This is a genomic window from Frankia sp. R82 (assembly GCF_023716925.1).
Classification (GTDB): Bacteria; Actinomycetota; Actinomycetes; order Frankiales; family Frankiaceae; genus Frankia.
This window is the reverse complement of the sequence record NZ_JAMQQG010000310.1, coordinates 14,747-28,556: the sequence shown is the minus strand read 5'-3', so window position 1 is coordinate 28,556 and position 13,810 is coordinate 14,747. Positions and strand designations below refer to the sequence as shown.

At 73.3% G+C, this 13,810-nt stretch carries 11 protein-coding genes; 8 read left to right on the top strand and 3 right to left on the bottom strand.

Features of this window, described 5'->3' with window-relative positions:
• Positions 1 to 234: 234 nt before the first annotated feature.
• The gene (locus tag ND747_RS25345) at positions 235 to 1,056 is read left to right on the top strand and encodes an SDR family oxidoreductase (RefSeq protein WP_251736705.1); all 822 of its coding nucleotides are present in this window, start codon (positions 235 to 237) and stop codon (positions 1,054 to 1,056) included.
• A gap of 107 nt (positions 1,057 to 1,163) precedes the next feature.
• Here the strand turns inward: ND747_RS25345 and ND747_RS25340 are convergent, their stop codons facing one another.
• Positions 1,164 to 1,967 (bottom strand): SDR family NAD(P)-dependent oxidoreductase, encoded by an 804-nt coding sequence (locus ND747_RS25340; protein WP_251736704.1) that lies wholly within the window; start codon positions 1,965 to 1,967, stop codon positions 1,164 to 1,166.
• Between the two features lie 370 nt (positions 1,968 to 2,337).
• Between ND747_RS25340 and ND747_RS25335 the strand changes: the two genes are divergently transcribed.
• The 3 genes from ND747_RS25335 (at position 2,338) to ND747_RS25325 (ending at position 5,778) form a co-directional block, all read left to right on the top strand.
• Entirely contained in the window at positions 2,338 to 3,201 is an 864-nt protein-coding gene (locus tag ND747_RS25335; RefSeq protein ID WP_251736707.1) for a TIGR03620 family F420-dependent LLM class oxidoreductase, read from the top strand.
• 136 nt (positions 3,202 to 3,337) lie between these two features.
• Entirely contained in the window at positions 3,338 to 4,135 is a 798-nt protein-coding gene (locus tag ND747_RS25330) for a response regulator transcription factor (protein WP_251736703.1), read from the top strand.
• Positions 4,136 to 4,140: 5 nt separating this feature from the next.
• Positions 4,141 to 5,778, top strand: coding sequence for an ATP-binding protein (locus ND747_RS25325; RefSeq protein WP_251736702.1), 1,638 nt, complete (start codon positions 4,141 to 4,143; stop codon positions 5,776 to 5,778).
• On the opposite strand, the gene ND747_RS25320 is transcribed toward ND747_RS25325, so the two are convergent.
• On the bottom strand, positions 5,766 to 6,155 hold the full coding sequence (locus ND747_RS25320) for a VOC family protein (RefSeq protein ID WP_251736701.1): 390 nt from the start codon (positions 6,153 to 6,155) through the stop codon (positions 5,766 to 5,768). The two genes, ND747_RS25325 and ND747_RS25320, sit on opposite strands and share 13 nt — an antisense overlap.
• 440 nt (positions 6,156 to 6,595) lie before the next feature.
• On the opposite strand from ND747_RS25320, the gene ND747_RS25315 reads away from it, so the two are divergent.
• The 4 genes from ND747_RS25315 to ND747_RS25300 all read left to right on the top strand — a co-directional run bounded on the left by ND747_RS25315 (position 6,596) and on the right by ND747_RS25300 (position 12,531).
• On the top strand, positions 6,596 to 8,548 hold the full coding sequence (locus ND747_RS25315) for an amino acid transporter (protein WP_251736706.1): 1,953 nt from the start codon (positions 6,596 to 6,598) through the stop codon (positions 8,546 to 8,548).
• A gap of 104 nt (positions 8,549 to 8,652) precedes the next feature.
• Positions 8,653 to 9,369 (top strand): helix-turn-helix domain-containing protein, encoded by a 717-nt coding sequence (locus tag ND747_RS25310; RefSeq protein WP_374216322.1) that lies wholly within the window; start codon positions 8,653 to 8,655, stop codon positions 9,367 to 9,369.
• Between the two features lie 384 nt (positions 9,370 to 9,753).
• Positions 9,754 to 12,075 (top strand): AAA family ATPase, encoded by a 2,322-nt coding sequence (locus tag ND747_RS25305; protein WP_251736699.1) that lies wholly within the window; start codon positions 9,754 to 9,756, stop codon positions 12,073 to 12,075.
• Between the two features lie 63 nt (positions 12,076 to 12,138).
• A complete protein-coding gene (locus ND747_RS25300) occupies positions 12,139 to 12,531 on the top strand; it encodes a DUF2237 domain-containing protein (protein ID WP_251736698.1) in 393 nt (130 codons plus the stop codon).
• A gap of 276 nt (positions 12,532 to 12,807) precedes the next feature.
• Here ND747_RS25300 and ND747_RS25295 read toward each other — a convergent pair whose 3' ends face one another.
• On the bottom strand, positions 12,808 to 13,743 hold the full coding sequence (locus ND747_RS25295) for a sulfotransferase (protein WP_251736697.1): 936 nt from the start codon (positions 13,741 to 13,743) through the stop codon (positions 12,808 to 12,810).
• Positions 13,744 to 13,810: the final 67 nt, after the last annotated feature.

The window sequence follows — 13,810 nt, the reverse complement described above, 5'->3', positions numbered from 1 at the left end:
CCCCCCCCCCCCCCCCCCCCCCCCCCCCCCCCCCCCCCCCCCCCCCCCCCCCCCCCCCCCCCCCCCCCCCCCCCCACGCCGGTCAGGTCGATCGCGATGCCGGCCGTCCCGCGTCGTCGTGGTCAGGGTCCCGGTCGGCGCATTTGTCGCGGCGTGGTGGGCGTCACGGCATAGTCGTGGACGCGTCCGGTGTCAGCATCGGCACCGGGTTCGCCGAGGTGAAGGGGTGCTGCGATGAGCCGGGACGTAGTAGTGATCATCGGTGCCGGGGGCATGGGGCTCGCGATCGGCCGTCGGCTGGCCTCGGGTCGCACCCTGCTGCTCGCCGACCGTGACGAGACGGCCCTCAAGGCCGCCGCCGACGTCCTGCTCGCGCAGGGGCACGAGGTCGTCACCCGCACTGTCGACGCCGCCGACCGGGCATCGGTGGCCGCTCTGGCCACCACCACCGTCGAACTCGGCCGGCCCAGCCACATCGTGCACACCGCGGGAGTGTCCCCGGTACAGGCCGACCCGGCGACGATCCTGCACGTCGACCTGTTCGGCGTCGCTCTGTTCCTCGACGCGTTCGAGCCGGTCGTCGGACCCGGATCGGCCGGTCTCGTCGTGGCCAGCACCGGCGGCCACCTGGGTCCGCGGATGACCCCCGAGCAGGTCCGAGAAGTGATCAACACCCCGACGGACGAGCTGCTCGCCCTGGACTTCCTCGCCCCGTCGGCGATGCGCGACTCGGCCCGCGCCTACTCCGTCGCCAAGCAGGCGACTCTCATCCGGGTCCGGGCCGCGGCGCTGGCCTGGGGGCGCCGCGGCGCCCGGATCAACACGATCAGTCCCGGGGTCGTCCTCACCCCGATGGGCTCCGCGGAACTCGCCGGCGCCTGGGGGCCCGACATGCAGAAACTGACCGACCAGGCCCCCGCCGGCCGGGTCGGCACCCCCGACGACGTCGCCGACGCCGCGCTGTTCCTGCTCGGCGACCAGGCCCGCTTCGTCACCGGCACCGACCTGCTGGTGGACGGCGGCAGCGTCGCGCTGTGGCACTCCCTCGCCCGCTAGCTCGCCCGCAAGCTCGCCCGCTGGACGGCTGGCCGGGAGATCCACGAGCGGACGGGCGCGCAGACCCCGGCCCCGCAGCTGTGCCCGCAGCCGGGCTGCGGGCCGGGTCAGCCCGACTGGTCGGCCAGGGAACGCCGCGCGGCCACCATGTCGGGATAGCGGCGGGTACGCGCCCCCCCGTCGACGCCGTACAGCGAACCGGAGACGAACGACGACTGGTCGGACGCGAGGAAGTACACCACGTTCGCGATCTCGTCGGCCTCGGCGAAGCGGCCCAGCGGGGCGTTCTCGACGAACTCGTCGACGATGCCGGGCATCTGCCAGGCCGGCGTCGTCATCGAGGTACGTACCAGCCCGGGTGCGACGGCGTTCACCCGCACGTCAAACGGCCCAAGCTCCATGGCGGCGACCTCGGTGAGCGCCACCACCCCGGCCTTCGCCGCACAGTAGGCGGCCACCCCCCGGCCGGGCTGCACCGCGTTCAGGCTCGCGACCACCACGATCGACCCGCCCTGCCCGGCGGCGCGCAGGGCCTGCCCGCCGTGCTTGACGGTCAGGAAGGTGCCGGTGAGGCTCACGTCGATGACGCGCTGCCACTCGGCCAGGCCGTGATCGACGACTTCGGACAGGTAGCCGATGCCCGCGTTGGCCACCACGACGTCCACCCCGCCGAAGGCCTCCTGCGCCCGGGCGAAGGCACCCGCCACGTCCGACTCGACGGTGATGTCGCAGCGCGTGCCGACGAACGCCGCCGTGCCGAGCTCCTTCTCCAGCTCGACCAGCCCGGCCTCGTTGACGTCGGCACCGACGACCCGCCCGCCCTCGGCGACGAACCGGCGCGCCGTGGCCTGCCCGATTCCGCTCGCCGCGCCGGTGACCACCCCGACCCAGCCGTCGCGCCCGGTGCTCATCGGGTACCTCCGGCCGACCCGCGGCCGGACACCTGTGCCGTCATCAGCTTCCCCTGTCGTTGCCGGCGCCACCAGGTGGCGCACCCTCGCCCCCGACCCGTGTCCGGACCTTAGCCGAATCCGCTCCCACCCACCCTGCTCGGATGTTTCGCCCGAGGCGGCCGAAGGCGCCCCGGTGGCGAAAAAAAGCCATGGCGGTGGGAGACGGCCGCTGTGGTTGAAGGTGGACGGCCCACGGTGAAAGACTCGGCCGGTCCTCGCCTGCGCGACGGCGTCCGAAGGATCGCGCCTCCGAAGGACCGTGCGTCCCAACGGCTGTGAGTCTGGTTGTGTACGTCTGGGTTGTCATGTGTTCGACGAAAGGGTGGGCATGCAGATCTCCGGGGTGGGCGTGTGGAGCGCGCAGCTGCACTACGGCGATGCCGCGGCGGCTGTCGACGCCGCCGCGGAACTCGAACAGCTCGGCTACCACGCCCTGTGGATCCCCGACATGGGCGGCGGCACCCTGTTCGACGCCGCTGCGCGCCTGCTCGCCGCCACCAGCCGGGTGACGGTCGCCAGCGGCGTGCTCAGCCTGTGGAACTTCGAGCTCGCCGACGTCGTCCGCTCGTACGCCGCCCTCACCGCCGCCCATCCCGACCGCTTCCTGCTCGGCATCGGGGTCAGCCACGCCGTCGCCGTCGACCGCGGCGACCCCGGCCGCTACCGGCGCCCCGTCGCCGCCATGGAAACGTTCCTGGACGCCCTCGACGCCGCCGAACCCGCCATCCCGGTGTCCGGCCGCGCGCTCGCCGCCCTCGGCCCGCGGATGCTCGGTGTCGCCGCCAAGCGCTCCGCGGGCGTCCACAGCTACCTGGTCACCCCGCAGCACACCGCGCAGGCCCGTGAGGCCGTGGGTGCCGGCCCGCTGCTCATGCCCGAGCAGACGGTCATCCTCTGCGCGGACGCCGACGAGGCCCACGAGATCGGCGGACGATGGCTACGCGGCTACCTGTCGCTGCCGAACTACGCCAACAGCCTCATCCGCCTCGGCTTCACCCCCGAGGAGGTCGCCGAGGTCAGCGACCGCGTCTTCGACGCCATGATCGCCTGGGGTGACGAGGAGGCGATCGCCCGCCGGGTGCGCGAGCACCGCGACGCCGGTGCCGACCACGTCACCCTGCAGGTCCTCACCGCCGACCAGCAGGCCCTCCCCCTGACCGAATGGCGCCGCATCGCCCCCGCCGTCGTCTGACCCCGCCCGGGCCGAGGCCGACGTCGGAGTCCGACCGTGGAGTCCGACCGCGGAGTCCGACCGCGGAGTCCCGCCTCGGTGGTGTGGTCGCGGCGGGCACATCGTCGTCACATCGGGGTGACCGTACGCTGTGGGCATGCGGGTGCTGGTGGTCGAGGACGACGAGCGCACCGCCGCGTTGCTGCGCCGCGGCCTGGTCGAGGAGGGTTACGCCGTCGATCTTGCCGCGGACGGGCCGGAGGCGGTCTGGCGGGGCAGTGAGGTCGACTACGACGCGATCGTGCTCGACCTCATGCTTCCCGGCCTCGACGGCTTCGAGGTGTGCGCCCGGCTGCGGGCCCGGGGTCGCTGGGCACCGGTGCTCATGCTCACCGCCCGGGTCGACGTCGATGATCGCATCCGCGGTCTGGACTCCGGCGCCGACGACTATCTTCCCAAACCGTTCAGCTTCGGTGAGCTGACCGCCCGGCTGCGGGCGCTGGTGCGCCGCGGCGCCGACCGGCGCCCCGTCATCCTGGCCGCCGGTCCGGTGCGGCTCGACCCGGCCGCCCACCGGGTGTGGCGCAGGGGAGCGCCGGTGGACCTCTCGGCGAAGGAGTTCGCCCTGTTACACCTGCTGCTGCGTCATCCCGAGCAGGTGCTGACCCGCACGTTCATCATCGACCACGTCTGGGACGACGCGTTCGACGCCACCTCGAACATCGTCGACCAGTACGTCCGCTACCTGCGGCGCAAGATCGACGATCCGGACGGGGAGTCGCTGATCGAGACCGTCCGCGGCGTCGGCTACCGCCTGCATCTGCCGCCCGAGTCGGCATCGTCGTCGGCAGCCGTCCCGGACCACCCGATAATCAACGGTGTTGACGACATCCCGGTGGCCAGCGACGCAGGGCGGGGGCCGGTGGGTCCGGACGCGGCCCCGGGCATGAGGTAACCGAGGTGCCACTGCGAACCCGGCTGACCGCACTGTTCACGCTTGGGACGGGGGTGGCGCTGGGCCTGGCCGGCATCCTGTTCTACCTGCTGCTGGGGACGAACCTGCGCGACGCGGTCGATTCGGACCTGCACATCCGGGCGGACGTGCTCGCCGCCCGGGTCGCCGACCGCCTCTCCGGCACCGCCGTGGGGACGGTTCCCGGCACGGCCGGGCTCCTGGCCGGCGCGGGCCCGGTCGCACAGGTGCTGGGGGCGGATGGCCGGCCGCTGGCGGCCACGGCGGATGCGGGCAGGACGGCGCTGATCGACGGTGCGACGCTGGCCACGGCGCGCATGCGGCCACTGCTCACCGCCGTCCGTGAACGTCCCGGGACGGAAGCCGGCGGCCGGATCCGCCTGTATGCCGAACCCGTCATCGGACCCGTCGCCGCGGCGGGGGCCCCGGGTCGCGCGCCGTTCGTCGCCGTCGTCGGCACGTCCACCTGGTACAACGACCGGGTCGAGGACCGGATCCGCAACGTCATGATCGTCGCAACCGCCCCGCTGGTGGCGCTGTCCGGGCTGGCGGCCTGGCTGTTGTCCGGTGCGGCCCTGCGCCCGGTCGAACGGATGCGCCGCGACGCCGCCGCGCTTGCCGCCACCGAGGACCGGACGGTGTCCAGCTCGCCGCACCCCCCGTCCGGACCGCACCGCCTGTCCGGGCCGCACCGCCTGGCCGGGCCACGGGCGGGAGGTCCGGTCACCCCTGGTGCCCTCGAGCTTGCGGTGCCGGCGACGCGCGACGAGATCGCTGCGCTCGCCCGGACGATGAACGACCTCCTCGCCCGGCTGCACGCCGCCCGCACCCGGGACCGGGCGTTCGTCGCCGACGCCGGCCACGAACTACGCACCCCCCTGACCGTGCTACGCGCCGAACTCGAACTCGCCTCCCGCCCCGGACGGACGGCCGAACAGCTACGCGAGGCGGTCGCCGGCGCCGCCGAGGAGACCGAACGGCTCATCCGCCTGGCCGAGTCGCTGCTTACCCTGGCCCGCATGGACGGTGGTCACCTGCGCCGGCAACCCGTCGCCGTCGAGGAGATCCTCACCCGTGCCGCCCGGGCCGCCGGCGGACTGGCCGCCACCCGCGGCGTGCGGCTCGCGGTCATCCGCACCCCCGCACCACCCCCGGCCGCCACCGCGCACCGTCTGGAGGCAGGTCCGCAGGCTGCCCCGGTCGAGCCGCTGCCCCTGGTGGACGGCGACCCGGACCTGCTGCGCCAGTGCCTGGACAACCTGCTCACCAACGCGCTGCGACATGCTCCGGCCGGCAGCAGCATCGATCTGACCATCGGTCCCACCGCCCGATCGGAGCAGGGCCCGCGGCAGCCGCGGCAGCCGGGGGAGGGCCTGCAGGTGGCCGTCCGCGACCGGGGACCGGGTTTCCCACCGGAGTTCGTGGCGCATGCCTTCGAACGGTTTCGCCGGGCCGACGCCGCCCGCGGTCGCGGCGCGGGCGGGACCGGGCTCGGCCTGGCCATCGTCGCGGCGATCGCCGCCGCGCACGGCGGCCGCGTGACGGCGGCCAACCATCCCCAGGGCGGAGCCGTCGTGGCGATCCAGCTACCGGCCGCCCGACCCGGCGCCGGTCAGGAACGCTGATCGCGGCGCAGGGGGTGATCGGCGGGAACCTCCACCAGGACGATCGGGATGCGGTCGGGGTCCTCGGTCCACATCTCGTCCAGGCCCCACGGCTCCCGGCGCGGCGCACGGCGGATCGTCGCCCCGGCTTCGGCCAGCCGGCGGTGCTCGGCAGCGACGTCACGGACCTGCAGCCACAGGCCGGGCCACCGTGGCCCGCCGCCATCGCTTCGGCCGGCGACCTCCAGCAGGCCCTGGCCGAGGAAGTAGACGACCCCCGGTTCGTCCGGCGGGCCGAACTCACGGAACACCGCGAGCCCGAGGATCCGCCCGTAGAAATCGTGGCTGCGCGCCGGATCCACCGGCCTGATCAGGATGCGGCTGCTGAGAACGTCCACCCGCCCAGTCTCGCCGCGCGCCGCCCGCCGTGCCGTGCGATCACAACGTCGAGAAAACCGGTATCTCGCCGGCAGGTGAGGGGTTGTTCGAGAAATCCGGGCCCGGCACGCCGAAGCACCCTCCGCATGACAGGACGCACCCCCCATCCCTCGTCCCTCAGGCTCGCAGGGCAGGGCAGGGCAGGCGGGGGCGGTCGGCGGCGAGGTGGGACCACGCCGGGCGGACCGGAAGGTGCCGGGTGAGGGAGACATCCGTGTACGGCGGGGACAGGCAGGAGAGGATGCTCGGCATGCCGGATCAGTCATCCCCGCAGGGCCCGCCTGACCCGGACGGACCACCGTCGGACGTCGGCACCTCGCACGTCCGAGCGTCCGAGGCGGGCACGTCCGAGGCGGGCACGTCGCACGTCCATGGATCGGCGGTGAGCGGGTCGGCGGTGATGAGCGGGTCGCCGGGAGGTGGGCGGGCAGCGGGACGGCTGCGGGCGTGGCTGCTGTCCGGCTCCGAGCAGACCACCCAGCATTCCGGGCCGCACGCCCAGCCGGCGGCCGAGCACCGGCTGCACCCGTGGTGGCGGGTGATGTGCCTGACCGGCGTCGACTACTTCTCCACCCTCGGCTACCAGCCGGGCATCGCCGCGCTCGCCGCGGGCGCGGTCAGCCCGATCGCCACCGCGGTGCTGGTGCTGGTCACCCTCGCCGGGGCACTGCCGGTGTACCGGCGGGTGGCGCACGACAGCCCGCACGGCGAGGGTTCGATCGCCATGCTGGAAAAGGAACTGTCCTGGTGGAAGGGCAAGATCCTGGTTCTGGTGCTGCTCGGGTTCGCCTGCACCGACTTTCTCATCACGATCACCCTGTCCGCCGCCGACGCGACCGCGCACATCCTGGAGAACCCCTACGCCCCCCACGCCCTCGAGGGCCATCGGGTCGGCGTCACCCTGGTGCTGCTCACCCTGCTCGGCGGGGTGTTCCTGGTCGGCTTCACCGAGGCCGTCGGGATCGCGGTCGTGCTGGTCGTGATCTACCTCGGGCTGAACGCGGTCGTCGTCGCCGACTCCCTGGCGAAGATCGTCACGCACCCGCACCTGTTTGACGACTGGCACGCCCTGCTGGTGCAGGAACACCCCGACCCGCTGGCACTGATCGGCTTCGCGCTGATCGTGTTTCCGAAGCTCGCGCTCGGTCTGTCCGGCTTCGAGACCGGCGTGGCGGTGATGCCGCTGGTGCGCGGGGACGCCGGTGACACCGAGCAGCGCCCCACCGGGCGCATCCGCGGCGCCCGCACCCTGCTCACCACCGCCGCGGTGATCATGGCCGTGTACCTGATCACCTCGAGCCTGGCGACGACGCTGCTCATTCCCGAGCGGGAGTTCGAACCGGGCGGACCGGCCAACGGACGGGCGCTGGCCTACCTCGCCCACGAACAGCTCGGCGCCGCCTTCGGTACCGCATACGACGTCAGCACCATCGCCATCCTGTGGTTCGCCGGTGCCTCGGCGCTGGCCGGGCTGCTCAACCTCGTTCCGCGCTACCTGCCCCGCTATGGCATGGCGCCGCACTGGGCCCGCGCCGTGCGACCGCTGGTCCTGGTGTTCACCGCGATCGGCTTCGCCGTCACCGTGATCTTCGGCGCCAGTGTCGACAAGCAGGGCGGCGCGTATGCCACCGGGGTGCTGGTGCTCATCACGTCCGCGTCGCTCGCGGTGACGCTCGCCACGCTGCGCCGCGGCCGGCGCCGGCACGCCGTCGCCTTCGGCATGATCACCGCGGTGTTCGTCTACACCACCATCGCCAACATCATCGAACGTCCCGACGGCCTCATCATCGGTTCGATCTTCATCGTGGCGATCCTGCTGGTGTCGTTCGTCTCCCGGGGGCTGCGTGCGTTCGAGCTGCGGGTCACCGGGGTGCGCCTGGACGACACCACCGTCGCCTGGGTGCACGAGGCCGCCGCCACCGGCGGACTGCACCTGGTCGCGAACGAACTGGACGTCGGGGACGCGGCCGAATACGCCGACAAGGTACGCAAGGCCCGTCGGGAGCTCTACGTGCCCGAGGCGGTACCGCTGCTGTTCCTCGAGGTGTCCGTGCCCGACTCGTCCGAGTTCGAGGGCGAGCTGGACGTGCACGGCGTCGAGCGCTCCGGCTACCGGGTGCTGTGCGTGACCAGCACCTCGGTGCCCAACGCGATCGCCGCCCTGCTGCTGCACCTGCGCGACACCGCGGACGTCCGCCCGCACGTCTACTTCGAGTGGACCGAGGGAAACCCCATTCTCAACTTCCTGCGCTTCCTGTTCTTCGGCGTCGGAGAAGTCGCCACCGTGACCCGTGAGGTGCTGCGTGAAGCCGAACCCGACCCGGGGCGACGCCCCTTCGTTCATGTCGCCTGACGCGGACCGGGTCTCATGACGCGGACGCTGCGGGGTGCGACGCCGGCCGAGGCCGCCGGGCGGGCCGCAGGATGCGGTTCCCGCCTGCGCCGTGCGGCCGGCTGATGCCTCCCGTGCCGCCTGACGCGCCCGGACGGGCCGAGCGGTGGCAGCGCACCCACGACGCGCTGTCGGCGGCGGCGATCACCCTGTTCCTCGAGCGTGGGTTCGATCAGGTGTCGGTCGCCGAGATCGCCGCCGCGGCGGCGGTGACCAAGCCGACGTTGTTCGCCCACTTCCCGGCGAAGGAGGACCTCGTCCTGCACCGCGTCGTCGACCACCAGGGCGAGGCGGCCCGGGTGGTCCGCCACCGCCGCGGCGGTGCGGCGGTGGCGAACGTGCTGCCTGCCGGGCCGTGGGATGCGCAGCCAGATGCGCCGCGGGACATGCGGCCTGAGGCGCCGCTCGATGCGATCGAGGCCCATCTGCTCGCCGGCCTGGACCGCCACGAGCCGGTGACCGGCCTCAACGACACCCCCGAGGTCCTCGCCTTCCACGGCATGGTCTTCGGCACCCCGAGCCTGCTCGGCCGGGTCGCCCGCTACACCGACGCCGACGAACGCGCCCTGACCGCCGCCCTCGTCGAGGCGTCCCCCCGGGCCGGCGAGCTCACCGCCCGCCTGGCCGCCGCCCAGATCCTCGCCGTGCACCGGGTGCTGGCCCGGGAGAACTGGACGCACCTGTCCGCCGGCGAATCCGTCGCCGCCCGCCACCCCACCGCCGTCACCGCCGCCCGTCACGCCTTCGCCGCCCTGCGCCGCGCCTTTCCTGACTACACCTGACGCCCACGCCCACGCCCACGCCCGCGCCCACGCGCCCGAGCCGCACGCCGCACCTCTGCACGCCGCACCCGGGGTGTCCGGCGGTGGGGGCCGACCCGCATCAGGCAGCTTTCGTGGCTGCGGGAGCCAGCCCGGTCAGGCCCCAGGCGTGGTCGTCGGGCCCGATGGAAGTCGGGCTGAGCGACCGGGGTCCGAGGGGATGTCGCCGGGCATGGCACCCTCGCCGCCGCCATGCCCGGCGACCGGATGGCTTTTCTGCCGGTGTCCCGGTGGGACGCGCGGATGTCACGTGGTCACTCCGATTGGTCACTCCGATCCGCTCGGTAAACTTTACCGGGTAAAGGGAGATGGGAGTGAGCGGTGGCGGACGGTGTGGTCCTATCGATGATCGACGACGGTGACCTGGCTCGGGTGAACGACGATCGGCCAGCCGGCCGGTCTGCCGACCACGCGGCGACTGACGATCCGGCGGCCGATGACCCGTCGACGGATGACCTGACCGACGATCTGACCGACGATCTGGCGGCCGATCTGGCGGCCGAGCGTGCCTATCTGGAGCGTGGGCGACGAGCACTGCGCGGGATGCGCGCCGAGGCCGAGTACACCCGGACGGCCGAGGGCGACCCCGAGGGTGACAAGGTCACCAACGAGTTCCTCCGCCAGGCCCGCCGCCGGCGGATCGCGGGTCTCGCCGCCGGCGGCGACGACACCCCGCTGTTCTTCGCCCGGCTGGACTACGCCCCATCGCAGGACCTCGACGCCCCATCGCAGGACCTCGAAGGCAAGGAGCCCGGCCCGGCCGGGGGACGGCGGTTCTACCTGGGACGGCGTTACGTCCGTGAGACCGCGGGCGACGACCCGCTGGTCGTGGATTGGCGGGCGGACATCGCGCGGCCGTTCTACCGGGCGCACCGCGGTGATCCGATGGGAATCCGGGTCCGGCGCCGGTTCGGTCACGAGCAGGGGACCCTCACCGGCTTCGAGGACGAGCCGCTCACCGCCACCGACGTCACCACGGCTGCCCTGACCCGACAGGGGGATACGGCCCGTTCTGGGGATGTGGTGCGACCGGGGGGACTGGTCGAGCGGGAGATCGAACGGCCGCGTACGGGGCCGATGCGTGACATCGTCGCAACGATCGCACCGGAGCAGGACGAGATCGTCCGCGCCGCGCTCGGGGTCAGCCTGTGCGTGCAGGGCGCTCCGGGTACCGGCAAGACCGCGGTCGGCCTGCACCGGGCCGCCTACCTGCTGTTCGCCCACCGGGAGCGCCTGGCCCGTACGGGGGTGCTGGTCGTGGGGCCCAACCGGGCGTTCCTGGACTACATCGCCGCCGTGCTCCCGGCGCTCGGGGAGAACACGGTACGCCACGTCAGCATCGACGACCTGGTCGACGACAACGACCTCGGCGTCGGTGTCAGCGTCGGCCGGGACGAACCGGTGGCGTCCGCGACGCTCAAGGGCGATCCGCGGCTGGCCGCCGTGCTCCGCGCCGCGCTGCGCGGCGGGCTGCACCCCCCGGCCGGACCCGTCCTGGTCACCACTCGAGTGGGCCGCTGGACAGTGGGCGAGCAGGAGTTCCTGGACCTGTTCACCGACGTCGAGGCGGCCCACCGGGCCGGCACCGTGCGCTACACCCCGGCCCGGGAACGGCTCGCCGGGCAGCTGGCGAACCTGCTCCGCCGCCGGGCCGAACTCGGCGGTCACTTTCTCACCGACGGGGCGCTGCGCACCCTCGCCCGCAGCCGGGCGGTACGCGACGCGGTGGAGACCGTCTGGCCGGCGATCAACGCCCCGGGCCTGGTCCGTCGGCTGCTCACCGACGCGGATCTGCTGGCCCGAGCGGGCGAGGGTCTGCTCGACCCGTCCGAACAGGCCCTGCTGCTCGCCGCCGCACCGCCGGGCCCGGCGCGGCGGCCACGCTGGTCGTCCGCGGAGGTCTTCCTCGTTGACGAGGCCCGTGACCTGCTCGAAGGCACCGCGGGAGTCGGGCATCTCATCGTCGACGAGGCGCAGGACCTCGCCCCGATGCAGTGTCGGGCACTCGCCCGCCGCAGCGCCGACGGGTCACTGACGGTCCTGGGCGATCTGGCCCAGGGCACGACACCGTGGGCGGCCACCTCCTGGCCCGCCCAACTGGGCCATCTCGGCCGCGGCGGGGCCCGGCTGGAGGTGCTCACCCGCGGCTATCGGGTACCGGCGGAGATCCTCGCGTTCGCCAACCGGCTGCTGGCCCGCATCGCCCCCGGCCTGCCCCCGGCGACCTCGGTGCGGACCGCTGCGGGGGCACTGGTCGTGCTGCCGACCGCGGACGTGGCGAGCGCCGTGGCCGCCGCGGCCCGGGCGGCGCTTGCCGAACCGGGATTGCTGGCCGTGATCGCCGCCGACGCCGATATCGCCGTCCTCGGGGCGGAGGTGGCCGCCACCGGCCTTGTCCTGACCACCCTCGACGGCACTCCCGACGGCACCCCGGGCGGTCGGGGGATGCTGGTGCCGGCGTCCCTGGCCAAGGGACTCGAATTCGATCATGTGATCGTGGTGGAACCGGCCGCGATCGTCGCCGCCGAGGCAGGTCCCCTGCTGGGTGAACGCCGCCTGTACGTGGCGCTTACCCGGGCGGTCAGCTCCCTGACCGTCGTCCACGCCCGGCCGCTGCCTGCGGCCCTGCATGATCCGGAGCCGGCCCCATGCACCGGTGTGGCATGACCGGGCCGGCCCGATCTGGCCAGACGCCGTGTGGTCGGCGCCGGCGTAGGTGAAAATGGCGAGGTGGCAGTGGAAAGAAACGTCCTCGGTGGCGAGCTGGAGCCCTGCGGCATCGACCCGCTGACCGGGTTCTACCGCGACGGGTGCTGCAGCACCGGCCCGGATGACCTGGGCAGTCACACCGTGTGCGCGGTCGTGACGACGGAGTTCCTGCGGCACCAGCGGCAGGTCGGCAACGATCTGTCCACCCCCCGTCCGGAGTACGCCTTCCCGGGACTGCGCCCCGGTGACCGCTGGTGCGTCGTCGCGGTGCGCTGGTTGCAGGCCTACCACGCCGGCGTCGCCGCCCCGGTGGTGCTCGCCTCCACCCACGAACGGGCTCTGGAGGTCATTCCGCTCGAAGCCCTGCGCGCCCACGCCGTCGACGTCCCCGCCGACCCAAGCTCGCTGAGCTGATCCAGCGGGCCGATTCCGCTTCCGCCGAGCACGCGTGCTCGGTTCCTCCCCCCGCCGGTCCCACAGGCCCGACCGGGTGGGACGACCCACCCGGTCGGGTGACCCACCCGGTCGGCCGACGTCGCTTACGGCGATGGCCTGCCGCCGGCGGTCCGCCGTCCGCTGGGGGAACGCGGGCGGCGGACGGACCCGTCCGAGGCTGTCAGTCAGTGGCTGTCGGCCGGTGCAGGGCTGTCGGTCACGAGCGGTCGGTCACGAGCGGTCGGTCGGTGACGGTCAGTCGATGACGTCGGGGCCGTCGCCGATGACCCGCCAGTCGTCGTAGGGCAGGCCGGTGAGCTCCTCCAACCGGGCGATGTCGGCCAGGAAGTAGGGCAGCACCGCGCGCCGCTGCGCGGCGGTGAGCTTCGGCCGGCCCCCGGACTGGCGTTGCAGCGCCGACAGCAACGGAGCACGCACCGCGAGCCGCACGGGAACCGGGAAGTGCGCCCCGATCCGCCCGCCGGTCCGCAACGCCGCCCGCAGCACCGTGTTCACCGGGGTGTCGGCGACAAACGGCGTCACGTTCTCCGACGGCACCGCCGAGAGCCGTCCCGTGGCCACCCCGAGGAACGCGCAGACCCGGTCGAGCGTCTGCTCGGGGGAGTCGCGCAGGTCCCGGTAGCGCAGCACCAGCACCTGCTCGCGTGGGAACAGGCTGTACAGATGGGCGAGCTGCTCCCCGTACAGGCCAAGCGACACGTAGTGCCAGAAGTCCGCCCAGCCGGCATCCCGGCGGGACTGCTCCAACGCGCAGGCCTGCACGAAGTCGCGCTCCGGCTCAAGCCCCGCCGCCCACAGATGCGTCCAGTTCGAGTGCGCCCGGTCGACCGGGTTGCGCAGCAGCACCACCAGCCGGGCCTTGGGCACCAGCCGGCGGATCCGGTTCTGCGCGTCCAGGTCGTACAGGTAGAACGGCGTCGCCTCACCGCGCAGCGTGCCGGCGGGTGCCGGGTCGAACAGCGCCTCGTAGTCGCGCTGACGCCAGACGTGCTCCTGGTAGGTCTGCGCGTCACCGGGGCCCCCGCGTGCCGGCGGGAGCCCGGCGCTCAGAAAGAACTTCGGCTCCTTCACCGCCGGCAGGAACAGCTCCGGGTGACGGGTCAGGGCGGCGTGCAGGGCGGTCGTACCCGCCTTGGGTACGCCGATCACGAGAAAGTCGGGCAGGGCCATCGGCAGGCTCCGGACTGGGACGAGGAGACGATGGACGTGACACAACGAAAACGACGGGGATAACCGG